The organism is Paracoccus lutimaris (genome assembly GCF_003337565.1).
GTDB classification, from domain to species: domain Bacteria; phylum Pseudomonadota; class Alphaproteobacteria; order Rhodobacterales; family Rhodobacteraceae; genus Paracoccus; species Paracoccus lutimaris.
This window is the reverse complement of sequence record NZ_QPJL01000014.1, coordinates 1-23482: the sequence shown is the minus strand read 5'-3', so window position 1 is coordinate 23482 and position 23482 is coordinate 1. Positions and strand designations below refer to the sequence as shown.

Annotated in this window: 25 protein-coding genes and 1 pseudogene; 17 read left to right on the top strand and 9 right to left on the bottom strand. The window is 65.5% G+C overall.

Annotated features, from left to right (window positions below):
• Positions 1-53 precede the first annotated feature (53 nt).
• The 4 genes from DFP89_RS13070 to DFP89_RS13055 are packed head-to-tail and all read right to left on the bottom strand — an operon-like array spanning position 54 to position 2345.
• Complete coding sequence (locus DFP89_RS13070; RefSeq protein WP_114349839.1) at positions 54-686, bottom strand: glutathione S-transferase family protein; 633 nt, start codon at positions 684-686, stop codon at positions 54-56.
• Positions 687-731: 45 nt separating this feature from the next.
• Positions 732-1520, bottom strand: a complete 789-nt coding sequence (locus DFP89_RS13065) for a VOC family protein (protein WP_114349838.1) — start codon at positions 1518-1520, stop codon at positions 732-734.
• A gap of 13 nt (positions 1521-1533) precedes the next feature.
• Positions 1534-1956, bottom strand: coding sequence for a VOC family protein (locus DFP89_RS13060; protein WP_114349837.1), 423 nt, complete (start codon positions 1954-1956; stop codon positions 1534-1536).
• 17 nt (positions 1957-1973) lie between these two features.
• Entirely contained in the window at positions 1974-2345 is a 372-nt protein-coding gene (locus tag DFP89_RS13055) for a DUF1428 domain-containing protein (RefSeq protein ID WP_114349836.1), read from the bottom strand.
• An 89-nt stretch (positions 2346-2434) separates the two neighbouring features.
• On the opposite strand from DFP89_RS13055, the gene DFP89_RS13050 reads away from it, so the two are divergent.
• On the top strand, positions 2435-3148 hold the full coding sequence (locus tag DFP89_RS13050) for a winged helix-turn-helix transcriptional regulator (protein ID WP_114349835.1): 714 nt from the start codon (positions 2435-2437) through the stop codon (positions 3146-3148).
• Here the strand turns inward: DFP89_RS13050 and DFP89_RS13045 are convergent.
• On the bottom strand, positions 3082-3564 hold the full coding sequence (locus tag DFP89_RS13045) for a peroxiredoxin (RefSeq protein ID WP_114349834.1): 483 nt from the start codon (positions 3562-3564) through the stop codon (positions 3082-3084). The genes DFP89_RS13050 and DFP89_RS13045 overlap by 67 nt on opposite strands.
• Before the next feature lie 78 nt (positions 3565-3642).
• On the opposite strand from DFP89_RS13045, the gene DFP89_RS13040 reads away from it, so the two are divergent.
• Both DFP89_RS13040 and rsmD read left to right on the top strand, forming a co-directional pair.
• Positions 3643-4842 (top strand): NAD(P)/FAD-dependent oxidoreductase, encoded by a 1200-nt coding sequence (locus tag DFP89_RS13040; protein ID WP_114349833.1) that lies wholly within the window; start codon positions 3643-3645, stop codon positions 4840-4842.
• A complete protein-coding gene (gene rsmD / locus DFP89_RS13035; protein WP_114349832.1) occupies positions 4842-5408 on the top strand; it encodes a 16S rRNA (guanine(966)-N(2))-methyltransferase RsmD in 567 nt (188 codons plus the stop codon). The genes DFP89_RS13040 and rsmD overlap by 1 nt, the downstream gene beginning before the upstream one ends.
• Here rsmD and DFP89_RS13030 read toward each other — a convergent pair.
• A complete protein-coding gene (locus tag DFP89_RS13030; protein ID WP_114349831.1) occupies positions 5405-5836 on the bottom strand; it encodes an Lrp/AsnC family transcriptional regulator in 432 nt (143 codons plus the stop codon). The genes rsmD and DFP89_RS13030 overlap by 4 nt on opposite strands.
• A 145-nt stretch (positions 5837-5981) precedes the next feature.
• Between DFP89_RS13030 and DFP89_RS13025 the strand changes: the two genes are divergently transcribed.
• Both DFP89_RS13025 and DFP89_RS13020 read left to right on the top strand, forming a co-directional pair.
• Complete coding sequence (locus tag DFP89_RS13025) at positions 5982-7139, top strand: type III PLP-dependent enzyme (RefSeq protein ID WP_114349905.1); 1158 nt, start codon at positions 5982-5984, stop codon at positions 7137-7139.
• Between the two features lie 76 nt (positions 7140-7215).
• Entirely contained in the window at positions 7216-8439 is a 1224-nt protein-coding gene (locus DFP89_RS13020) for a DUF2235 domain-containing protein (protein WP_245948727.1), read from the top strand.
• Between the two features lie 195 nt (positions 8440-8634).
• Here the strand turns inward: DFP89_RS13020 and metF are convergent, their stop codons facing one another.
• Complete coding sequence (metF, locus tag DFP89_RS13015; RefSeq protein ID WP_114349829.1) at positions 8635-9510, bottom strand: methylenetetrahydrofolate reductase [NAD(P)H]; 876 nt, start codon at positions 9508-9510, stop codon at positions 8635-8637.
• Positions 9511-9599: 89 nt separating this feature from the next.
• On the opposite strand from metF, the gene DFP89_RS13010 reads away from it, so the two are divergent.
• The 5 genes from DFP89_RS13010 (at position 9600) to DFP89_RS12990 (ending at position 14398) form a co-directional block, all read left to right on the top strand.
• Positions 9600-10514 carry a LysR family transcriptional regulator gene (locus DFP89_RS13010; protein WP_114349828.1) on the top strand — a complete coding sequence of 305 codons (915 nt, stop codon included), beginning with the start codon at positions 9600-9602 and terminating at the stop codon, positions 10512-10514.
• A 74-nt stretch (positions 10515-10588) separates the two neighbouring features.
• Complete coding sequence (locus tag DFP89_RS13005; RefSeq protein ID WP_114349827.1) at positions 10589-11683, top strand: MlaE family ABC transporter permease; 1095 nt, start codon at positions 10589-10591, stop codon at positions 11681-11683.
• Positions 11680-12459 carry an ABC transporter ATP-binding protein gene (locus DFP89_RS13000; RefSeq protein ID WP_114349826.1) on the top strand — a complete coding sequence of 260 codons (780 nt, stop codon included), beginning with the start codon at positions 11680-11682 and terminating at the stop codon, positions 12457-12459. The genes DFP89_RS13005 and DFP89_RS13000 overlap by 4 nt, the downstream gene beginning before the upstream one ends.
• 3 nt (positions 12460-12462) lie before the next feature.
• Complete coding sequence (locus tag DFP89_RS12995) at positions 12463-13740, top strand: MlaD family protein (protein ID WP_114349825.1); 1278 nt, start codon at positions 12463-12465, stop codon at positions 13738-13740.
• Between the two features lie 22 nt (positions 13741-13762).
• Entirely contained in the window at positions 13763-14398 is a 636-nt protein-coding gene (locus DFP89_RS12990) for an ABC-type transport auxiliary lipoprotein family protein (protein ID WP_114349904.1), read from the top strand.
• Between the two features lie 12 nt (positions 14399-14410).
• Here the strand turns inward: DFP89_RS12990 and DFP89_RS12985 are convergent, their stop codons facing one another.
• Positions 14411-15292: a MurR/RpiR family transcriptional regulator gene (locus tag DFP89_RS12985; protein WP_181870337.1), complete on the bottom strand. Its 882-nt coding sequence runs from the start codon at positions 15290-15292 to the stop codon at positions 14411-14413.
• 161 nt (positions 15293-15453) lie between these two features.
• On the opposite strand from DFP89_RS12985, the gene DFP89_RS12980 reads away from it, so the two are divergent.
• The 7 genes from DFP89_RS12980 (at position 15454) to DFP89_RS12950 (ending at position 23110) form a co-directional block, all read left to right on the top strand.
• On the top strand, positions 15454-16197 hold the full coding sequence (locus DFP89_RS12980; RefSeq protein WP_114349823.1) for an N-formylglutamate amidohydrolase: 744 nt from the start codon (positions 15454-15456) through the stop codon (positions 16195-16197).
• Entirely contained in the window at positions 16197-16733 is a 537-nt protein-coding gene (locus DFP89_RS12975) for a TRAP transporter small permease subunit (protein ID WP_114349903.1), read from the top strand. Before DFP89_RS12980 ends, DFP89_RS12975 begins: the two co-directional genes overlap by 1 nt.
• Positions 16730-18055 (top strand): TRAP transporter large permease, encoded by a 1326-nt coding sequence (locus DFP89_RS12970; RefSeq protein WP_114349822.1) that lies wholly within the window; start codon positions 16730-16732, stop codon positions 18053-18055. The genes DFP89_RS12975 and DFP89_RS12970 overlap by 4 nt, the downstream gene beginning before the upstream one ends.
• Before the next feature lie 22 nt (positions 18056-18077).
• A complete protein-coding gene (locus DFP89_RS12965) occupies positions 18078-19115 on the top strand; it encodes a TRAP transporter substrate-binding protein (protein ID WP_114349821.1) in 1038 nt (345 codons plus the stop codon).
• Positions 19116-19179: 64 nt separating this feature from the next.
• Positions 19180-20541, top strand: coding sequence for a glutamine synthetase family protein (locus DFP89_RS12960; protein ID WP_114349820.1), 1362 nt, complete (start codon positions 19180-19182; stop codon positions 20539-20541).
• 38 nt (positions 20542-20579) lie between these two features.
• Positions 20580-21968, top strand: coding sequence for an aldehyde dehydrogenase family protein (locus DFP89_RS12955; RefSeq protein WP_114349819.1), 1389 nt, complete (start codon positions 20580-20582; stop codon positions 21966-21968).
• The gene (locus tag DFP89_RS12950; RefSeq protein WP_114349818.1) at positions 21965-23110 is read left to right on the top strand and encodes an iron-containing alcohol dehydrogenase; all 1146 of its coding nucleotides are present in this window, start codon (positions 21965-21967) and stop codon (positions 23108-23110) included. The genes DFP89_RS12955 and DFP89_RS12950 overlap by 4 nt, the downstream gene beginning before the upstream one ends.
• A 281-nt stretch (positions 23111-23391) precedes the next feature.
• Here DFP89_RS12950 and DFP89_RS12945 read toward each other — a convergent pair.
• Positions 23392-23482, bottom strand: a pseudogene (locus DFP89_RS12945) (IS5/IS1182 family transposase); the annotation flags it as partial.

The window sequence follows — 23482 nt, the reverse complement described above, 5'->3', positions numbered from 1 at the left end:
AAATCCGGGCAAAAGGCCAAGAGGCGGGAAACGTCCCCCCGCCCAATGCCCCCTTACGCCGCCTTGGCGAAATGCGCGATCTGCGCGGCATGGGCGCGCTGAAAGGCCGGACGCGCCATCATCCGCGCCACATAAGCTGTCAGCGCCGGATAGTCAGCCAGCACCCCAAGGCTGGCTGCAATCCGCAGCACCTCTGTCAGCATGATATCGGCAATGGTAAAGCGGCCAGCGGCGATGAAGTCGCGCCCGGCCATCACCCCCTCAAGCTGGCGCAGCCGTTCCTGAAGGCGCGGCAGCGCGCGTTCCGCAGCCTGCGCGTCCTTGTCGAATATCCGCGCCAGCGCCAGCGCCATCACCACCGGCTCCAGCGTGTTCAGGCTGGCGATCAGCCATTGCTGGGTTTCCGCGCGGGGGCCAGGTTCGCGCGGCAAAAGCGCATCAGAGCGTTCGCCCAGATACAGAAGAATGGCGCCGCTTTCAAAGACCGACAGATCGCCGTCGCGCAGGATCGGCACCTGCCCAAAGGGCTGGCGCGCGAAATGGGCGGGGGTCTTTTCGCGCACGCTGGTGGTGTCGATCGCATAATGCAGACCCGCCTCTTCGCAGGCCCAGCGGGGGCGCAGGTCGCGGACATAGCCAATGGCGAAATCCGGCACCCAGTCATAGGTGGTGATCACAAGGCTCATGACAGTCTCCGATTGCGAAATGCGGGCGGCGTCAGGGCCGCCGGATCATTCGGCTTGCTCCAGCGGGCCGACAATGGCGAAATGCGCGCCCTGCGGGTCGCGGGCCATGGCGATATAGGCCGGGCCGGGCACCTCGACGGGACCATGCAGCACCGCGCCACCGGCATCAGAGATGCGGGTGATCGCGTCCTTGACCCCGTTCACGCCGAAATAGGGCAGCCAGCAAGACTGCGGCGCATTGCCCAGCCCCATCATGCCGCCGATATCGGCGCCCCGCCAGGCAAAGACCTGATAGGTCCCCATCTCGCCCATCTCGACGGCCATGGATTTCGTCCAGCCAAACAGCGCGGCATAGAAGTCAAAGCCGGCATCCGGGTCGGTGCTCATCAGCTCGATCCAGTTGCCGTGGCTTTCCTTGCGCTGGTTCCACGCCCCCGATTCGACCGGAGGTTCAGGGTCCATCGGCAGCGGCGCCAGCAGGCCAAAGGCCGCGCCCTGCGGATCGCTCGCGATGGCAAAGCGCCCGGTGCCTGGAATGTCGGCTGGTTCACGAAAGATCCGGCCGCCCAGCGACCTGATCCGGGCCGCCGCCGCGTCGGCATCGTCCACGTCCAGATAGATCATCCATGCGGGGGGCATGCCGACGACATCCGCCGGCATCTCCATCGTGCCGGCGATCATGTCGTCGCCATATTCCGCCAGATGATAGTTCATGCCCTCCATCCCGGCATCGGCGAAGTCCCAGCCAAAGACCTTGCTGTAAAAGGCCTCGGCGGCAGGAAGGGTGCCGGGATTGGTGGCAAGTTCGAACCAGCAGGGCTTGCCCTGATACATCGTTCTGTCCTTTCTAGCTGTCCTTCAGACCGTGGCTGACCATCCAGCTGGTGCCGAAACGGTCGGTGCACATGCCAAAGCCCTTGGCATAAAAGGTCGGGCCATAGGGCAGGATCACCTCGCCGCCCTGGGCCAGCGTCTCGAACAGCGCCCGTGCCGTGGCCTCATCCGCCCGCGACACCGCCAGCGAGACCCCGGCCTGCGCCACGCCGCCAAGTTGCGGCGGCATGTCGGCCCCCATCAGCATCCCGTCCGACGTGTCCAGCTGGGCATGCATCAACCAGTTCCTCTGCTCGGGCGGCAGCTCGGGCAGGTCGGAATCGGGCGGCGCCTCGGTATAGGGGCTGGTCAGGGGCGTGGCGCCAAAAACCGTGCCATAGAAGGCAAAGGCTTCGGCGCATTGGCCCTGAAACGAAAGATAGGGGATGAAAGGCATCAAGGCACTCCTGTTATTCAGGTTCTTGTTGTTCGGGCTTTGACATCCACGACCGGTTCGAATCCGCCCCACATCATGCGGATGCCATCAAAGGGCATCTCGCCCATGCTCTGCATGTCGGGGTCCTCCATCATCGTCGCGAAGGCGGCGTCGGCGGTGGCGCGATCGGGCCATTCGATCCATGAGAAAACGATGGTCTCATCCTCCTTGGCCTTGGTCGCCATGTAGAAGTCGGTCACCTTACCATGGGGCACATCGGCACCCCACGTTTCAACCATACGCAGAGCACCGCGTTTTTCAAACATCGGCCAGGCCTTGGTGGCGTGGTCGGCATAAGCCTGCTTGTTCACGGCCGGAACCGCCAAGAGAAAGCCGGAATAATAGGTCATGTCTTTTCCTCCGCTGGTAAGACGCGAAAAGCACCACGCGACTCAGCGTGACACTTGCAGTATTAAAAAGCAACTGATAATCCTGAAACATGACTGATAGCGGCAACATCTCGCGCCCTCGCTATGACGAGGGCTGTCTGGGCGCCCATGCCCTGAACCTCATCGGCGACCGCTGGGCGCTTCTGGTGGTGCGCGAGCTGATGTTTGAGCCCAAGCGCTTCCAGATGCTGCGCGCCGGCCTGCCGGGCATCACCGCCAGCGTGCTGACGCAAAGGCTGGCGCAACTGGTGCAGGTGGGCGTGGTCAGCCATGACGCGGTGCTGGGGATCTATGCGCTGACCGATCAGGGCCGCGCCCTGCATCCGGTGCTGACGGAACTGTGCCGCTGGGCGCTGATGATGCCGGGGCACGACCCGATGAAATTCATCAGTATTGCGGCGCTGATGATCTCGATCTCGGCGACGGTGGATGCGGGCCGCGCGGCCGGATCGCCGCTGCGCGCCGCCTTCCTGTCGGGGCATGAGGGGTTCGAGGTCACGCTGTCGCGCCTTGGCGCGCCGCAGGTCAGGGCCGCGCGCGCCCCGCGCGGGGATTTCCTGCTGGAAGGCAGCGGCAATGCGCTGGCCGCCGCGATCTATGGCCCGGGCCCGCGGGCGCTGGCCTCATTGGGCAAGATCGCCCTGCACGGCGACGTGGCCGCCGCGCAGGAATTCACCGATCTCTTCAGCCTGAAGCCTCAGATCAGATCCAGCAGCGAATCGCCCGAGGAAATCGAGCAGGCGCCCGGCGATTCCTCGACCTGAAGCTCGGTGACCACGCCGTCCGTGACCAGCATCGCATAGCGTTTCGAGCGGCCATTGACCCAGCCCTCGCCGACGATGTTCATGCCAAGCGCCTTGGTATAGCTGCCATCGGCATCGGCCAGAACCTCGATCCCCGCCGCCGTGGCGCCGGTATCGCTGGCCCATGCGCCGGCCACGAAGGGGTCGTTCACGGTGATGCAGACCACGCGCGAGACGCCCCGTTCGCGGAACTTGTCGGCATTCTTCACGAAGCTGGGCATATGCGCGTTCGAGCAGGTCGGCGTATAGGCGCCCGGCACGGCAAAGATCGCCACGCGACCCTGCGCCAGATCGGCCGCATCCAGCGGCGCGGGGCCGCTCGCGCCGGGTTTCAGCAACTGGCCCGCCGGCAGCTTGTCGCCTTTCGAAATGGACATGCGCGTTCCTCCGTGAATTGCATCGTTCCGGGGGGGACTATAGGCTGCGGCGCGCAGGCAGACCAGCGAGGGCAGAAAATGAACATCGTGATCCTGGGCGCGGGACAGGCGGCGGCCTCGCTGGCGGCAAAACTGCGCGCGCTGGGGCACAAGGGCGGGATCACCGTGATCGGCGAGGAACCCCTTGCCCCCTATCAGCGCCCGCCTTTGTCCAAGGCCTATCTGCTGGGCGAGATGGACGAAGAGCGGCTGACGCTGCGTGCCCCGGAATGGTGGGCGGAGAACGGCATCGACCTGCGGCTGGGCGAGCGTGTGACCGGGATCGACCGCGCGCGCCGGACAGTCACCACCGACAAGGGCAGCCATGCCTATGACGCGCTGGCGCTGACCCTGGGCGCGGCGCCCCGCCGCCTGCCCGCCGCCATGGGCGGGCACCTGCACGGCGTCAACGTGGTGCGCAACATCGCCGATATCCAGACCGCGAAACCCATGCTGCTGCCCGGTCGCCGTCTGGTGGTGATCGGCGGCGGCTATATCGGGCTTGAAGCCGCCGCCGTCGCCCGCAAGCTGGGCCTTGAGGTCACGCTGGTCGAGGCCGCGCCCCGCATCCTTGGCCGCGTCGCCGCGCCCGAGACCGCCGACATGATCCGCGATCTGCACCGCGATCACGGCGTTGAAATCATCGAAGGCGCCGGCATCGCCCGCATCACCGGCACCGATGCCGCCGACGGGGTCGAACTGACCGATGGCCGCCACCTGCCCGCCGATCTGGTCGCCTGCGGCATCGGCATCAGCCCCGAGACCGCGCTGGCCGAGGCGGCAGGGCTGGCGATCGAGAACGGCATCGCCACCGATGCGCAGGGCCGGACCTCGGACCCGGCGATCTGGGCGGCGGGGGATTGCGCCAGTTTCACTGTTCCGGGCGGGCGGATGCGGCTGGAAAGTGTCGGCAATGCCATCGACATGGCCGAGGCCGTCGCCGCCAATATCCTTGGCACCGGGGCCGACTACATCCCAAAGCCGTGGTTCTGGTCGGATCAGTTCGACGCCAAGCTGCAGATCGCCGGGCTGAATGCCGGCTATGATCAGGTCGTCATGCGACCGGGGACGGGGGCGCATTCCGGCTCGGTCTGGTATTTCCGCAAGGGGCGGCTGATCGCGGTCGACGCGCTGAACGACGCCCGCGCCTATATGATCGGCAAGCGCCTGATCGAGGGCGGCAAATCCCCATCGCCCGAGGCCGTCGCCGGGGCCGCCGACCTCAAGGCGCTGATGTGATGCGTATCGTTGGCGGCAATCTGCGCGGGCTGAAGCTGGCGGATGTCGGCGCGGGCGATCCCGCGGCGCATCTGCGCCCGACCACCGACCGCGTGCGCGAGGCGATCTTCAACCTGCTGATCAACGGCACCCATGGCAATCCGGTCCCCGGCGCAAGGGTTCTGGACCTGTTTGCCGGCACCGGCGCGCTGGGGCTTGAGGCGCTGTCGCGCGGCGCCGCCCGCGTGGCCTTTGTCGATGACGGCGTGGCGGCGCGGGCGCTTTTGCGCACCAATATCGAGAAAGCCCGCGCCATGGGCGTCACCGATGTCTGGCGCCGCGACGCCACCCGGCTGGGCGAAAATCGCGGCGCGGGCTACGGGCTGGTGTTTCTGGACCCGCCCTATGGCAAGGGCTTGGGCGAAAAGGCCATGGCCGATGTCATCTCGGGCGGCTGGCTTGCCCCCGGCGGCATCGTGGTCTGGGAGGAATCGACGCCCCCCGCCCCCGTCGCCGGCACGACCCGGATCGACCAGCGCAAATATGGCGACACGCTGGTCACGCTGTTGCGCGCCGACAACGCCTAGGTGGCGCGGTCCAGCTTGGTCGACAGGTGGATCAGGCTTTCGCTGGACTTGACGCCGGTCAGACCGCCAATCTGATCCAGCACATCGTCAAGCTGACTGGTCGAAGTGGCGGCCAATTGCAGCAAAAGATCGACACGGCCACTGGTCGTATGGATGCGCTCGACCTCGGGCAGGCTGCGCAGCCGGGTCAGGATGGCCGCCTGGGCGCGTGGCTCGATGGTCAAAAGGCAGGTGGCGCGGATGCGATGCTCACGCGCCGAATCGCCCAGCCGCAAGGTATATCCGGCAATGGCGCCCGAGGTTTCGAGCCGCTCCAGCCGGGCCTGCACGGTGGATCGCGCAACCTTCAGCCGCCGCGCCAGAACCGCCACCGACATGCGCGCATCCTGCGCCAGATGGGCCAGAATGCCCCGGTCAAGTTCGTCCACCCGTTCACCTGTCATATCGACGAGATATTCGTCATATTAACCAGCGCCACGGCCATTTCCACCCTTTTCATTGCTTCAATCGGAACTCATAGGGCGCAGACTCGTTTTCATTCTCCGACCCCCGAACTGAAAGGACATAATGCCGATGGGACTGACCGAGGGCCGCGGCCCCAAGACCGTCTGGGCCAACCCCGCCGAAATCATCCGCAGCCTTGCGCCGGAGAATCCGGTGATGGTTTTCGCCCCCTCTGTCCTGCGCGCCACCGCGCAGCGGTTTTTGCAAGGTTTCCCCGGTCTTGTGACCTATGCCGTCAAGTCGAACCCCGACGAGGCGGTGATCCGCACGCTGGCCGCCGCCGGCGTCAGGGGCTTCGACGTGGCCTCACCCTATGAGATCGACCTGATCAGCCGTCTCGCCCCCGATGCCGCGCGCCATTACCACAACCCCGTGCGCTCGCGCGCCGAGATCGCCCATGCGGTCGAGGCCGGCATCAAGGCATGGTCGGTGGACAGCCATTCGGAACTGGAAAAGCTCTTCGCCCGCGTCCCCGCCGAAGGCTGCGAGATCTCGCCCCGCTTCAAGCTGCCGGTTCTGGGCGCGGCCTATGATTTCGGCTCGAAATTCGGCGCCTCGCCGGAACTGGCGGCGGAACTGCTGCGCGCAGTCGCGGATCGCGGCTATATCCCGTCGCTGACCTTCCACCCCGGCACGCAATGCGTCGACCCCCATGCATGGGAGGCCTATATCGCCGCAGCCAGGGATATCTGCGACATGGCCGGCGTGCGCGCCCGGCGGCTGAACGTGGGCGGCGGCTTCCCCTCGCATCGCGTGGCCGGGGTCGAACCGGACCTGACCGCGATCTTTGAACTGATCGGCCGCACCACCGCCGCGACCTTTGGCGACGACGCGCCGGAACTGGTCTGCGAGCCGGGCCGGGGCATCTGTGGCGACGCTTTCGCGCTGATCACCCGGGTCAAGGCCGTGCGCGATGGCGCCGGGATCTTCCTGAATGACGGCGTCTATGGCGGGCTGTTCGAATTGCCGATGATCGGCAATCTCGACCGACTGGAGGTGCTGACCCCCGAAGGCACCCCGCGCGAGGACGAGGCCATGCCCCGCGTCATCTTTGGCCCGACCTGCGATTCCGTGGACCGCCTGCCGGGCGAACTGGCCCTGCCCGCCAATATCCAGGAAGGCGATTACGTCATCTTCCACGGCGCCGGGGCCTATTCGACGGTGACGAATACCCGCTTCAACGGCTTTGGCCAGATGGCACACCTGACCGTGAACGCACTTGACTAGGCATTAATCGACCGTTCGCTATTCCATGCTAGCGTGAGGCATGGAATCGCTACCGCCGCCTATTTGCCAGGCCGTTTTGCTGGATGGAACCTTCGCATCGCTGACCGAGGGGCGAAGGTCTTCGATTGCGCGCATCCGGGCGCTGCTTTCGGGGGAATATGGGGCATTGCCCGCGCCGGTCCGGCTTTACTATGAACCCGGCCAGCAATGGGATGCGTGGCGCGAGCTGCCCCAGCTTGCCATGGGTGTGGGGCTGGAACGCGCGATCTGCGCCGCCTATGCGTGGCTGGCGCGCGAATGGCGGCCGGGCAATCCGCTGTTCTTTTTCGGCTATTCGCGCGGCGCATTTGGCGTGCGCTCGCTGGCGGGGATGATCGGCCATGTCGGGCTGCTGAAACCCGCCCATGCCAGCCGCGCCAATATCCAGAAAGCGTGGGAACTCTATCGCATGGGCGGCCGAAAGCATGGCCGCAAGCAGCGGCTGGACCCGGCCTTGTGCCATGCCAGCGTGCCGATCCGCATGATCGGGGTTTTTGACACGGTGACGGCGCTGGGGCTGCGGCTGCCGCTATTGTGGATGCTGACCGAGCCGCGCTTTCGCTTTCACGACAGCCATCTGGGGGCCGAGGTCGAGCATGGCGTACAGGCGCTGGCGCTGGACGAGACCCGCGCGGCCTTTCGGCCACTTCTGTGGGACAGCGACACCTCGGGCGGGCGGGTCGAACAGATGTGGTTTCGCGGTTGCCACCCCGATGTGGGCGGCCAGTTGACCGGGCTGGAATATGCCCGGCCGCTGGCCAATATCCCGCTGGTCTGGATGATGTCGCGGGCCGAAAGCTTTGGCCTGCCGCTGCCGGCGGGCTGGGCCGCGCATTTCCCGCGCGATGCCACCGCGCCCTCGGTCGGCTCATGGCGGAACTGGGGCAAGGCATTCCTGGCCCGCGCGCCCCGCCTTGCCGGGGCCGATCCGTCCGAGGTGCTGCACCCCTCGGTCCCGCGCCCCTATACCGGTCCCGCGCTTCTGGCCGGCGCATTGGCCGATGCCGCCCCCGAGCGTCCGCACCGCCGAGCGCGCATTCCGCGCAAGGGCAAGCCTGCAAAGACCCCGGCCGAGTCCGCCCCCGCCGCATCGGCTGCGCCACTTGCCGCAGACAGACCCGACACCCCCCCGGCGCCGGAGGCCGATCCGCTGGACCCCGATATCATCATGGCCCCGTCACCCGAGGATGACCGGTCACAGGACGCATCCCGCCTCGCCAGTGAACACCCGGACCAGCGCCGGGCCAGACGACGACAATAGCCTGTGAGCGGTGAGCGGTGAGCAGTGAGCAGTGAGCAGTGAGCAGTGAGCAGTGAGCAGTGAGCAGTGAGCAGTGAGCAGTGAGCAGTGAGATATCACTGCCCCGAACCGGCGCGCCGTAAACGCAACAACGGCGACCCAAGGGGCCGCCGTCAGAACCGGTCTTTGTCAAGATCTGCCGCAGCCAGCAATCGCTCAGGCGACCTGCGAAATGTCGCCCTTGGGGGCGATCCCCAGCGCGGCGCAGACCTTCAGAACCAGCTCGGGCTTGTTCAGCGTATAGAAATGCAGCCGGTCCACGCCCTCGGCGACCAGCCGCTCGCACAGCTTGACGCAGACATCCAGCGCCAGCTGCGCCTCGCCCTCCTTGCCGGCGGCGGCAAAGGCGTCCTCGGCCCATTGCGGAACCGCGGTGCCGCAGCGCTCGGCGAAACGGCGGGTGCCGGCCCAGCTTTGGATCGGCAGGATGCCCGGCAGGATCGGCGCATTGATCCCCGCCGCCACGCAGGAATCGCGGAACCGGAAATAGGTCTCGGGGTCGAAAAAGAACTGCGTGATCGCGCTCGAGGCACCGGCATCGACCTTGCGTTTCAGCCAGGCCACATCGGCGGCGGTATCGGCGCTATCGGGATGCGGCTCGGGATAGGCGCCGCAGCGGATGGTCATGTCACCGCGCGCGGCAATGGCCTCGATCAGCTCGACCGAATTGGCGAAGCCGTCGGGATGGGCGGTGAAACGCTCCTGCCCCTGCGGCGCGTCCCCGCGCAGGGCGACGATCTCATTGACGCCGGCGGCGGCGTAATCGGCGACGATCTGCAGGGTTTCCTCGCGCGTGGCATCGACGCAGGTCAGATGTGCGGCGACGTTCAGCCCGTAATGGCTGGCCAGCGCGGTGACCGCCTCATGGGTCAGCTGGCGCGTGGTGCCGCCCGCGCCATAGGTGACCGAGACGAAATCCGGGCCCAGCGGCGCCAGCGCGCGGGCCGTCTCCCACAGGCGGAAGGACTGGTCCAGGTTACGCGGCGGAAAAAATTCAAAGCTGACGGCGGGGGTGGTAACGGCAATGGTCATGACTAAGTCCTTTCGCGAGCCGCTTGTGACATGTCCCGCGACGTGAGACAAATTCATAATCTTCAAGATCGTCATGAGGATCCCTCAAGATGCACCTCGAACTTCGCCATCTGCGCAGCCTGCGCGCCATCCATGATCAGGGCGGGCTGGCGCGCGCCGCCGAGGTGTTGAACCTGACCCAATCGGCGCTGTCCCATCAGATCAAGGCGCTTGAGGAACAGGCCGGGGTCGAGCTTTTCCTGCGCAAGACCAAGCCCTTGCGACTGTCGGCGGCGGGAATGCGGCTGTTGCGCACCGCCACGCAGGTGCTGCCGCTGATCGATGCCGCCGAGGCCGAGTTCCGCGCCGTCGAGCTGGGCCGCGCCGGGCGGCTGCATGTCGCGATGGAATGCCATCACTGCTATGACTGGCTTTTGCCGGTGCTGGACCAGTTCCGCCGCGCCTGGCCCGAGGTCGATCTGGACATCCGCTCCAGCCTCGCGCTGAAGGCGCTGCCGGCGCTGCAACGCGGTCAGGTCGATATGGTGATCTCCTCGGACCCCGAGGAAATCGCCGGCGTCACCTTTCAGCCGCTGTTCGACTATGCCCCGACCATGGTGGTCGCAGCAAATCACCCCTTGGCCGCCAAGGGCTATGCCGAGCCCACCGATCTGGCCGGCGAGACGCTGATCACCTATCCGATGGAGCGGGCGCGGCTGGACGTGTTCTCGCAGTTTCTGGACCAGGCCGGGGTCGAGCCCGCGCATGTCCGGCAGGTCGAACAGACCGCCATCGCGCTGATGCTGATCGCCTCGGGGCGCGGGGTGGCGGTGATGCCCGACTGGGTCTTGCGCGCACAGGCGGCCAATTCCGAACTGGCGCTGTTGCCCCTGGGCCGGAACGGGGTGCTGCGCCGCCTCTACGCCGCCCTACGCACCGAGGACCTGCACCAGCCCTATATGTCCCATGTCCTGCGTCTGGCCCGGACCGAGCCGGTGCGGCTGATGCGCGGCCCGCCCGGCTAGGGCGGTCACATAACGTATTTGACAAGTCTGAGCATTCTCCAGACAAAACACCTGTAATCATTGTCAGGATATTCATGGCCAGTCCGCCCGCCCCGCCTGAACTGACCGCGACCGTCACCGACGGCGCGCTGCGGCTCAGCGGCGACTTCATCATCTGGACATTGGACAAGCTGCCCGCCGAGGCCGCCAGCGCCAAGACCATCGACCTGTCGGGCGTCGGCCGGCTGGACACCGCCGCCGCCGCCTATCTGACCGGGCGCGAGCGGGACGGGGTCACCCTGCAGGGGCTGAGCACGGCGCAGGCCGGGTTTCTGGACACGGTCCGCGCCGCCCGCCCCCAGCCCGAAACCATCCCGCCCGAGCCGACCGGCTGGCGCGCGATCTGCGAAAATACCGGGCGAAAGGTCTTTTCCAGCCTGAGCTTCCTGCGCGAGCTGGCCGAATATCTGGGCCGCTTCCTGTCGGCGATCCTGCGCTCGATCCGGCATCCGCGCGATTTCCGCTTTACCTCGCTGGTCTATCACTGTCAGGAAACCGGGCTGCGCGCCGTGCCCATCGTGGCGCTGATGTCCTTTCTGATCGGGGTGGTGCTGGCATTTCAGGGCGCCTCGCAACTCCAGCGCTTCGGGGCCGAGATCTTTGTCGTCGATCTGATCGCCATCGCCGTCCTGCGCGAGCTGGGGATCCTGTTGACCGCGATCATCGTCGCCGGGCGCACGGCCTCGGCGCTGACCGCCTCGATCGGCTCGATGAAGATGAACGAGGAAATCGACGCCATGCGCACGCTGGGTCTGGACCCGGACATGGTGCTGATCCTGCCGCGCGTGCTGGCGCTGGTGATCACGCTGCCGATCCTGGGGCTGATCTCGGATATCGCCGGTCTGGCGGGCGGCGCGCTGATGTCCTGGATCGAGCTGGGCATCTCGCCCTCGATGTTCAAATACCGCCTGCTGGCCGACACCAACGTCAACCACGTCATCGTCGGGCTGAGCAAGGCGCCGGTCTTCGCGCTGATCATCGGCATCATCGGCTGCCATGCCGGGATGAAGGTCGGCAATGATGCGGAATCGCTGGGCGCGCAGACCTCAACCGCGGTCGTGAACGCCATTTTCGCGGTCATCGTCGCGGACGCGCTCTTCTCGATCTTTTTCTCGGAGATCGGGATATGACCGAAAACGTCATCGAGGTACGCGGCATCAAGAACCAGTTCGGCCGCCATGTGGTGCATGAAAATCTGGACCTGGACCTGCGCCGGGGCGAGATTCTGGGCGTGGTCGGCGGCTCGGGCACCGGGAAATCGGTGCTCTTGCGCACCATCGTCGGGCTGAACCGGCCCGTCGCCGGCACCGTGCGGGTTCTGGGACAGGATGTCAGCAAGCTGGCCGGCCCTGCGCGCGAGGCGCTGGAACGACGCTGGGGCGTGCTGTTTCAGAACGGGGCGCTGTTTTCCTCGCTCAATGTGCGCGAAAATGTCGAGGTGCCGCTGCGCGCCGTCCCCGACCTGCCGCCCGAGACGCGTTCGGCACTGGCCGAGCTGAAGGTCTCGATGGCGGGGCTGCCGTGGATTGCCAATGACAAATACCCTTCGGACCTTTCGGGGGGGATGAAAAAGCGCGCCGGTCTGGCGCGGGCGCTGGCGCTGGACCCCGAGATTGTCTTTCTGGACGAGCCGACCGCCGGGCTGGACCCGATCGGAGCCGATGCCTTTGACCGGCTGATCCTTGAGCTGCGCGATTCCCTGAACCTGTCGGTTTTCATGGTCACCCACGATCTGGACACGCTGCACACATGTTGCGACCGGATCGCGGTCTTGGCCGAAAAGCGCGTCTTGACCACCGGCACCATGGCCGAGATGCTCGAGGTCGATCATCCTTGGGTGCATGAATATTTCCACGGGCCCCGCGCCCGTGCCGCGACCGCCTCGGATCGCGAAGGCAAGGAGTAGCATATGGAAACCAAGGCCAATTTCGCCCTGATCGGCGCCTTTACCATCCTTGGCTTTCTGGGCCTGCTGGCGTTCCTGATGTGGTTCGCCAAGCTCGAGATGGACCGCCAGTTCGCCTATTACGACATCTATTTCAACGAGGTGTCGGGGCTTGGCGTCTCGTCCGAGGTGACCTTTGCCGGCCTGAGCGTGGGCAAGGTCGTCGACATGGTGCTGACCGATGACGACAACGGCGTCGTGCGCGTCCGCGTCGAGGTGAACGAGGACACCCCTGTGCGCGAGAACTCGACCGCCGCGCTGGAAATTCAGGGCGTGACCGGCGTGGCCAATGTCGCCATCACCTCGGGGACGCCGAACGTCCCCCTGCTCAAGCGCGAGGATGGCCGCCCGCCGGTGATCGTGGGCAATGCCTCGGTGCTTGAGACGCTCAGCAACGAGGGGCCGCAGATGATCTCGCGGCTGAATACCGTGGCCGAGCAGCTGACGGTCCTGCTGGGCGACGACAACCAGACCCGCGTGCGCAACATCCTCGCCAATGTCGAGCATTCCAGCGCCAATCTGGACAAGGCGCTGGACGATGTCAGCGGCGCGACCACGGCGATCGCCGATGCGGCGGGCGATTTCAAGGCCTTCGGCGACAAGCTGGGCACGCTGTCGGAGACCGCGGAAACCACGCTGAACAAATTCACCGAGACCGCGACCAATGCCGATACCACACTGGCCTCGGCCACCGCGACAATGGACGAGGCGCGCGGCTATATCGCCGGCGACCTGAAAACCCTGACCGGCAACCTCAATGACTCCGCCGCCACGCTGCGCGAGGAACTGCCGCCGCTGGCCGCGCGCCTGCGCACCACGCTGGACAATGCTGATCCGCTGATCGAGATCACCAAGGAGACGATGGGTTCGGCCGCGCGCACCTTTGACGGCGCCGACCGCATCATCAACGAAGAGATCGGCCCCGTCGCCTCTGATCTGCGGGTGACGCTGGGCAAGGCCAATGACGCCATCGACACCGTCGTGACCGACATCCCCGGCATCATCGACAACATCCGGGGCGCCGCCGAATCCGCCGACAGCGCCTTTGGCAGCCTGCAAGGCATGCTGGACGGCGCCCGCAGCCATGTCGTCGCCTTTACCCGCGACGGGCTGCCGCAATATTCGCGGCTGGCGGGCGACCTGCGCAGCGTGGCCGAGAATATCGACGCGCTGGTGACTTCGCTGCGGCGCAACCCGTCGCGCATCCTCTCGGGGCCGAAAGCCCCTGAATTCCGCCGCTGACCCCATGCCCAAGGAGACCAAGATGCGTTTTCCCATCGCCGCCCTTCTTGCCCTGAGCCTGACCGCGGCCCTGCCCGGTTGCGGCGCCCTCAGGGCGCTTGAGGGCGAACCCGACCGCGATGTCTTTGAACTGCGCCCGCCCTCGGACGCGCCCTTGAAATGCGGCCGGGGCCGCGTGGCCGAGTTGGTGATCGAGCCGCCCAAGACCCGCGGCACGCTGGACACGGACCGGATCATGGTCCGCCCCAATGAGTTGCAGACCCAATACCTGCCCGATGCGCGCTGGGGCGATACCGTGCCGACGACGCTGCAAACGCTGCTGGTGCGCGGCTTTGGCGTCTATGACGTTTTCACCCATGTCGGTCGGGTGCCGCTGGGCACCGCAGGCGATTACGCCATCCTCAGCGAGGTCAACGACTTCAACGCCGAGGTCGTCGGCAAGGGCGCCGTCATCAAGATGACCTTGGATGCGCAGATGGTGCGTGAAGAGGACGCGACCGTGGTCTCGCGCGGGCATTTCGCCACCACGGCCGAGGCGCCTTCGACCAAGACCGCCGACCTGATCCCGGCCTTTGACGCCGCCGGGCAGGAACTGGTGCGGCAGATGACCGCCTGGGGGCTGAAGGCCGTGGGCGCGAATGCCGCCCGCTGCCACTAAGGGCGGGACGCGTTAATCCGCCGGGCGGCGGCCGTCGCCCGGTTTGCCGCGCCGAAACAGGCTGGCGCGGTCGTATAGTTCCTCAAGACGCTTCATGCGGGCCTCGGTCTCGGGCCAGTCGCGTTCCTGCACCGCCGCCAGCAGCGTCTCCACCAGCACCAGCAGCGCCACCGAACTGTCCCAGGCCGAGGGCACCTCGATCTGCGCGGAAAAGCGGAACCGGGCATGGGCCGCGATGGGGCTGACCCATGGATCGGTGATCAGCACGATTTCGGCGCCGCGCTCGACCGCCAGTTCGGTCAGTTGCAGGATCGTGCTTTCATAGCGGCGGATGTCAAAGACGATCAGCACATCGCCCGGCCGCAGATCCAGCAGCGCCGGCGGCCAGGCGTTCGAGACCCCCTGCATCAGCGACACCCCCGCCCGCACGATGCCAAGCTGGGTGACCAGATAATCGGCCAGCGCATGGGTGATTCGTCCGCCGGTGACGAAAATGCGCCGCGCCGGATCGGCCAGCATCGCCGCGCAGGCATCGAATTCGGCATGGTCGATCCGACCCAGCGTCACCGACAGATTGGTCAGCACCGCATCGGCAAAGCGGTTCAGGATATGGGTCTGCGGCACGCCATGGGTCCAGCGCGCATGCTTGGACAAGGGCGATTCCAGCCGCGCCTCGACCTCGGCGCGCAACTGGGTCTGGAACTCGGGATAGCCGCGAAAGCCCAGCTTTTGCACCAGCCGCAACACCGTGGGCGTGCTGACCCCGGCCTCGCGCGCAAGCTGCGGCATCGAGCCAAGCCCCGCCACCGGATAGTGCCGCGTCAGGTGCCCGGCCAGCAGGCGCTCGGCCGGGGTCAGCGCCTCGAACCGCTGGGCAAGCCGGTCCTCGATCATGCCCGAGGGCGTGGGGGCATCGGACATGTGCTGATCCTTTGGCCAGAAAATCGGGATGCGCCGGAGTCGGCCCCGTAAAGATCGTAACAGAAAAACCTATACTGAAAAATAATTGACAGACATGGTCCGCTTGATCCAGCCTGTTCTTGCAGGAGGCCGGAATGACTGATGACGCGCCATTCTTCGGGATCGAGAACAGCGACGCCGCCGGCGCCGTGGTTCTGGTCTGCGAACATGCCTCGAACGCGTTTCCGGCGCCATGGGATGACGGGCTGGGGCTGAGCGAGGACCAGCGCCGCGCCCATATCGCCTGGGATCCCGGCGCGCTGGGTGTGGCGCGGGGGCTGGCGCAGGCGCTGGACGGGGCGCTGATCCATGCGCGGGCCTCGCGGCTGATCTATGACCTGAACCGCCCGCCCCATGCGCCCGGCGCCATGCCCGCGCGCAGCGAGATCCACGACATTCCCGGCAATGTCGATCTGGACGCGGCCGAGCGGCTGGCCCGCACGCGGACGCATTACCTGCCCTTTCATGCCGCGCTGGCGGATCTGCTGGCCTGCCGCCTGGCGCAGGGGCTGAGCCCGGTGCTGATCACCGTTCACAGCTTTACGCCCATCTATTTCGGCCAGCCGCGCGCGGTCGAATTCGGGCTGATCCACGATGCCGACGACCGGCTGGCCCGCGCCATCTGCGCGCAGAAGACCGGGCTTCTGACGCGGCTCAATGAACCCTACAGCGCCGCCGACGGCGTCGCGCATATGCTGGCACGGCATGCGACGCCCTTGGGCCTGCCCCATGCCATGCTGGAGATTCGCAACGATCTGATCGCCACGCCCAAGGCACAGGCCGCCATGGCTGCCCGCCTTGCCCCCGCGATCAAGGCAGCCATGGATGAGGTCGGATGATGCCGAACTGGGCGATTTCCTATGTGAAAGGCGTCGAGGCGGTGAATTACCGTCTGGGCCGCTTTGCGATGTATCTGCTGTTCGCGATCATGGCGATCCTGCTGTGGTCCTCGGTCACCAAGATCGCCAAGATCCCGGCGCTGTGGACGCTGGAAATGGCGCAGTTCACGCTGGTCGCCTATTACCTGCTGGGCGCGCCCTATTCGATGCAGCTGGGCGCCAATGTGCGCATGGACCTGCTTTACGCGCGCCTGCCGATCAAGCGGCAGGCGGCATGGGACATCTTCACCATCTTCTGCCTGCTGTTCTATCTGGGCGTGATGCTGTGGGGGGCGGTGGACAGCACCGCCTACAGCTTCCAGATCGGGGAACGCGCCCCCAGCGCCTGGCGACCGCCCCTATGGCCGATCAAGGTCATCATCACCGTCAGCTTTGCGCTGATGATCCTGCAGGCCATTGCCCATCTGATCCGGGACATCGCCATCATTCGCGGCATCGAGATCGACCGCCCCTTCACCGGAGACGTTGACAGATGAGCTACGAATGGATCGCGGTCCTGATGTTCTCGACCATGCTGTTGATGATGGTCACCGGGCAGCGGGTCTTTGGCGCCATCGGCTTTGTCGCCGTGGTCGCGGCACTGGCGCTTTGGGGGCCGGGCGGCACCGACATGGGCTTTTCCGCCGTGATGAAGGTGATGAAGTGGAACGCGCTGCTGACGCTGCCGATGTTCGTCTTCATGGGCTATGTCATGTCGGAATCCCGGCTGGCCGAGGACCTTTACCGCATGTTCCATGTCTGGTTCGGGCCATTGCCCGGAGGGCTGGCCATCGGGACGATCCTGCTGATGGTGCTGATTTCGGCGATGAACGGGCTTTCCGTCGCGGGCATGGCCATCGGCGCCACCATCGCGCTGCCCGAACTGGTCAAGCACCGCTATGACAAGCCGATGATTTCGGGCGTCATTCAGGCCGGCTCAAGCCTTGGCATCCTGATCCCGCCCTCGGTCGTTCTGGTGCTGTATTCGCTGATCGCGCGCCAGCCGGTCAGCCAGTTGTGGCTGGCGGGGATCGGGCCGGGCCTGCTGATGGCGGCGCTGTTCATCGTCTATATCCTGATCCGCACCTGGATGAACCCCGCCCTTGCGCCCCCCATGCCCGCCGAGGAACGCGCCCAGATCACCTGGGCCGAACGTTTCCGCCTGCTGCGCGCGGGCGTGCTGCCGCTGGTCATCTTTGCGGCGATGATGATCCCCTTTATCAAGGGCTGGACCTCGCTGACGGAAAGCAGCGTCGTGGGGGCGCTGGCCGCCGTCGCCGCCGCCATCATCAAGGGCCGTTTCACCCGTCAGGTCTTTGAGGTCGCGACCCGCCAGACGCTGGCCATCACCTGCATGTTCATGCTGATCATCATGGCGGCGCTGAGCTTTGGCGCGGTCTTTGACGGGCTGGGCGCGGGCCGCGCGATCGAGAACCTGTTCCTGCAGGAAATGCACCTGACGCCCCTGCAAGTGCTGCTGCTGATGCAGGCCTCGTTCCTGATCATGGGGATGTTTCTGGACGACACCGCGATGCTGGTCATCGTCGCGCCGATCTATGTGACCATGGCGCGGTCCCTGGGCTTTGATCTGGTCTGGTACGGCATCCTTTACACGATCACCTGCCAGATCGCCTATCTGACGCCGCCCTTTGGCTACAACCTGTTCCTGATGCGCGCCATGGCGCCACGGGATTTCACGCTGGGCGTCATCTACCGTTCGGTCCTGCCCTTCGTGCTGATCATGGTGCTGACCTTGGGGCTTGTGATCGCATTCCCGGGCATCGCCATGTGGCTGCCCCATTCGATCTACGGACAATAACACCAACAGGGAGAATGAAAAAATGACCACCAGACGCAAGTTCATCACCCACGGCGCCCTTGCCGCCGGTGCGGGGGCGCTGGCCAGCCCGGCCATCGCGCAGGGCGCACCCTTGAAATGGCGCATGCAGACCTATGCCGGCGCGGCACTGGGCGAGCATGTCTGCAAGCCCGCCATCGAGGCCTTCAACAAGATCGCCAATGGCCAGATGGAGATCGAGCTGTTCTATGCCGACCAGCTTGTGCCCACGGCCGAGCTGTTCCGCGCCATGCAGAACGGCACCATCGACGCGGTGCAATCCGACGATGACAGCATGGCCAGCCCGACCGAAGTGACCGTGTTCGGCGGCTATTTCCCCTTTGCGCTGCGCTATTCTCTGGATGTGCCGGCGCTGTTCAACCATTACGGCCTGGATGAGATCTGGAAGGAACAATACGCCGCGCAGGGCATCCAGCACATCTCTGCCGGGTCGTGGGACCCGTGCAACTTTGCCACCAAGCAGCCGATCAACAGCCTTGCCGACCTGCAGGGCAAGCGCGTCTTCACCTTCCCGACCGCCGGGCGCTTCCTGACGAAATTCGGCGTCGTCCCGGTCACCCTGCCATGGGAGGATATCGAGGTCGCCCTGCAGACCGGCGAGCTGGACGGCGTCGCATGGTCCGGCATCACCGAGGATTATACCGTCGGCTGGGCCGGCGCGACCGGGCATTTCCTGACGAACAGCATCTCGGGCGCGTGGATCGGGCATTTCTTTGCCAACCAGAAACGCTGGGAGGAAGTGCCCGAACATCTGCGCGAGCTGATGAAGACCGTCTTTGACCAGTCCCATTACTATCGCCAGCACTGGTACTGGTCGGGCGAGGCCAAGCTGCGCGTGACCGGCGACAAGATGAAACTGACCACCATCCCGGCCGAGGAATGGGGCACGGTCGAGGCCGCCGCCAAGGAGTTCTGGGACGAGATCGCCGCCGAATCCGAGGTCAAGGCCAAGGTCGTCGCCAAGATCAAGGAATATAACGACGCGATGGAAAAGGCCGGCCCGCCCTATCGCTATTCCTGATCCTCATATGTGCTGATTGCGGGGCGTGCCATTCCCGGCGCGCCCCTTTCCCCGGAGTGACCCCATGCCTGCCAATCTGACTTTCGACGCCCTGAAGGCCGCCGTCCAGGCGGGCGAAATCGACACCGTCATGGTCGCCCTTGTCGACATGCAGGGCCGCCTGATGGGAAAGCGTTTCCATGCCGCGCATTTCCTTGAGAACCACGAGGAAACGCATTGCTGCAACTATCTGCTGGCCACGGATATCGAGATGAACACCGTGCAGGGCTATCGGTCGACAAGCTGGGCGGCGGGTTACGGCGATTATGTGATGAAGCCGGACCTGTCGACGCTGCGCCGCATGCCATGGGCGCCGGGCACGGCCTTCTGCATGGTCGATCTTTGCGACCACCACACGCATGAGCTGGTCCCCCATGCGCCGCGCTCTGTGCTGCGCCGCCAGATCGCCCGGGCCGAGGCCATGGGCTATACCCCGATGATGGCGACGGAACTGGAATTCTTCCTGTTCTCGCCCGGCTACAAGGAACTTTTCGACAACGGCTATCAAGGGCTGGTGCCGACCGCGCGCTATAATGTCGATTACGCCCTGACCGGCACCTCGGCGGATGAGCCGGTGATGCGGGCCCTGCGCAACGGGCTTTACGCCGCCGGCATCCCGGTCGAAAGCTCCAAGGGTGAGGCCGAGGCCGGGCAGCATGAAATCAACGCCAAATATTCGGACGCGCTGGACACGGCCGACATGCATGTGCTGATCAAGGCCGCGACCAAGGACATCGCGCAGGCGCATGGCCAGTCCGCGACCTTCATGGCCAAGTACCGCCATGGCAAGGCGGGCTCGTCCAGCCATGTCCACCAGTCGCTGTTCAAGGACGGGCGCAACGCCTTTCACGACACGGGCAGCGGGCGCGGCATGTCCGAGGTGATGCAGCATTATCTGGCCGGGCAACTGGCCCATGCGCAGGCGCTGACCTATTTCCTTGCGCCTTACGTCAACAGCTACAAACGTTTCGTGACCGGGCTTTTCGCGCCGACCAAGGCGATCTGGTCGGTCGACAACCGCACCGCAGGCTTCCGCGTCTGCGGCGAGGACACGCGCGGCATCCGCGTCGAATGCCGCATCGGCGGCGCCGACCTGAACCCCTATCTGGCCTGCGCCGCGCTGCTGGCCGCGGGCCTTGACGGGATCGAACAGAAACTGGCGCTTGAAGCGGAGTTTTCGGGCGACGCCTATGCGGCGGCCAGCGTGCGCCAGATCCCGGCGACGCTGGGCGAGGCGGCAAAGGCGCTGGACGCATCCAGCATGTTGCGCGCCGCGATGGGCGATCAGGTCATTGACCATTACCTGCGCGCAGCCGAATGGGAGCTTGAGGAGCAGAACCGCGTCGTCACCGACTGGGAACTTGCCCGCGGATTTGAACGCGCCTGAACGGATTTCGCCGGAGAACCCGGCCAGATGAGGACGACATGACCAAGACGATCAGACTGATCTCGCCGGCGGATGGCGAAGTCTATGCCGAGCGGACCCCCCTGACCGGCGCCGAGGCCCGCGCCTCGGTCGCCCGCGCCCGCGCCGCCCAGCCGGCATGGGCCGCCCTGCCCCTGAATGAACGCATCGCCCGGGTTCAGGCGGGCATCACCGCGCTGAACGCGATGAAGGACGAGATCGTGCAGGAACTGGCCGGCCAGATGGGCCGCCCGGTGCGCTATGGCGGCGAATTCGGCGGCGTGAACGACCGCACCGCCTATATGGCCGCCATCGCCGCCGAGGCGCTGGCCCCGACCGTGGTCGAGGACAGCGACCGTTTCCAGCGCGAGATCCGGCGCGAGCCGGTGGGCGTGGTCTTTGTCGTCGCGCCGTGGAACTATCCGTTCCTGACCGCCGTCAACACCATCGTGCCCGCGCTGATCGCCGGCAATGCGGTGGTGCTGAAACATGCCAGCCAGACCCTTCTGGCCGGCGAGCGGCTGGCCGAGGCCCTGCATCAGGGCGGCGTGCCGGCGGATGTGTTCCAGAATGTCGTCCTTGACCACCAGACGACCGAGGAGCTGATCGCCGAGCGCAGCTTCGGTTTTGTGAACTTCACCGGCTCGGTCAAGGGCGGGCAGGCGATCGAGCGCGCGGCGGCGGGCACATTCACCGCCACGGGGCTGGAACTGGGCGGCAAGGACCCCGGCTATGTCCGCGCCGATGCCGATCTGGATGCCGCCGTGGACGGGCTGATGGACGGGGCGATGTTCAACAGCGGCCAGTGCTGCTGCGGGATCGAGCGGATCTATGTCCATGAAAGCCTCTATGACGCATTCGTCGAAAAATCCGTGGCCTGGGTGATGGCGCAGAAACTGGGTAATCCCTATCACGCCGACACCACCATGGGTCCGATGGCCAATCGCCGCTTTGCCGAAGTCGTGCGCGGCCAGATCGCCGATGCCGTGGCCGAGGGCGCGCGCGCGCTGATCGACCCCGCCGCCTTCCCCGCCGATGACGGCGGCGCCTATCTGGCCCCGCAGGTCCTTGTCGACGTGACCCATGACATGCGGGTGATGCGCGAGGAAAGCTTTGGCCCCGTGGTCGGCATCATGCCGGTCAAGGATGACGATGAGGCCGTGGCGCTGATGAACGATTGCGATTACGGGCTGACGGTGTCGGTCTGGACGGCGGATGCGGATGCGGCGGCCGAGCTGGGCGCGCGTCTGGAAACCGGCACCGTCTTCATGAACCGCTGCGATTATCTGGACCCGGCGCTGTGCTGGACCGGCTGCAAGGATACCGGGCGCGGCGCCGCGCTGTCCAATCTGGGTTATCTGGCCGTGACCCGGCCCAAATCCTACCATCTCAAGAAGGTGACGAAATGAGCCTGCGCGCAAACTGGTCCTATCCGACCGCGATCAAATTCGGGGCCGGACGCATCACCGAACTGGCCGAGCATTGCAAGGCCGTGGGCATCAGCCGCCCGCTGCTGGTCACCGACAAGGCCTTGGCCGGCCTGCCGATCACCGCGCAGGCGCTGGACATTCTGGAAGCTGCGGGTCTTGGCCGCGCAGTGTTTTCCGAGGTCGACCCGAACCCGAACGAGCACAACATGGCGGCCGGCATCGCCGTCTATAAGGCCGGCGGTCATGACGGGGTGGTCTGCTTTGGCGGCGGTTCTGCGCTGGATCTGGGCAAGATGATCGCGCTGATGGTCGGGCAGACCGTGTCCGTCTGGGATCTTGAGGATATCGGCGACTGGTGGACCCGCGCCGACGCAAGCAAGATCGCCCCGATCATCGCCGTGCCGACCACCGCCGGCACCGGCTCCGAGGTCGGGCGCGCGGGGGTTCTGACCAATTCGGCGACGCATAAGAAAAAGATCATCTTCCACCCCAGGCTGATGCCCGCCGTCACCATCTGCGACCCGGAACTGACCGTGGGGATGCCGAAATTCATCACCGCCGGCACCGGCATGGACGCATTCGCCCATTGCCTCGAGGCATATTGCAGCCCCTTCTTCCACCCGATGAGCCAGGGCATCGCGCTGGAGGGGCTGCGGCTGGTCAATGAATACCTGCCCCGCGCCTATGCGGTGCCCACCGATCTTGAGGCGCGGGCGCAGATGATGGCCGCCGCCGCCATGGGCGCCGTCGCCTTCCAGAAGGGTCTGGGCGCGATCCATTCGCTGAGCCACCCGGTCGGCGCGATCTATGGCACCCATCACGGCACCACCAATGCCGTGGTCATGCCGATGGTGCTGGATTTCAACCGTCCCGCGATCGAAGAGCGTTTGACCCGCGCCGCCGATTATCTGGGCATCAAGGGCGGCTTCGACGGCTTCCGTGCCCGGGTCATGGACCTGCGCGCCGAGCTGGGCATTCCCGCCAACCTGACCGCCATGGGGGTCGAGGCCGCGCGGCTGGACGAGATGACCGAAATGGCGCTGGAGGATCCGTCCTGCGGCGGCAACCCGGTCGAGATGACGCGCGAGAATACGCGCGCGCTGTTCGAGGCCGCGATGTAAGGACTGAATGAGGCGGGCTATACCTCGCCTCATCCTCCATTGCTGTTCACCATCTTGTATAGCTATGGTTTATTCCGCTCTTACGAGTCTGATTATTTCCACATTGAAATTTTTTGCAGACCGTCTCTTGAAATGACAGCACCAAGAAACGCACTACAGCGCTCATGATCTATCTCATGTTTTTTTGCTTTAATAACATGCAGCGCTCTAGGGGAATTATATATATCTTCGATCAAAACAAGCCCAACGCCATGCTTTGCGCATTCGTCCTTTACCCTAGGTCATGTTGACAAATGGCGGAGCCAGAGGCGGATCGACGTGATATCGATGAAGCCAAGGAAGCTTTCGGCGGTCTTGTCGTAGCGGGTGGCG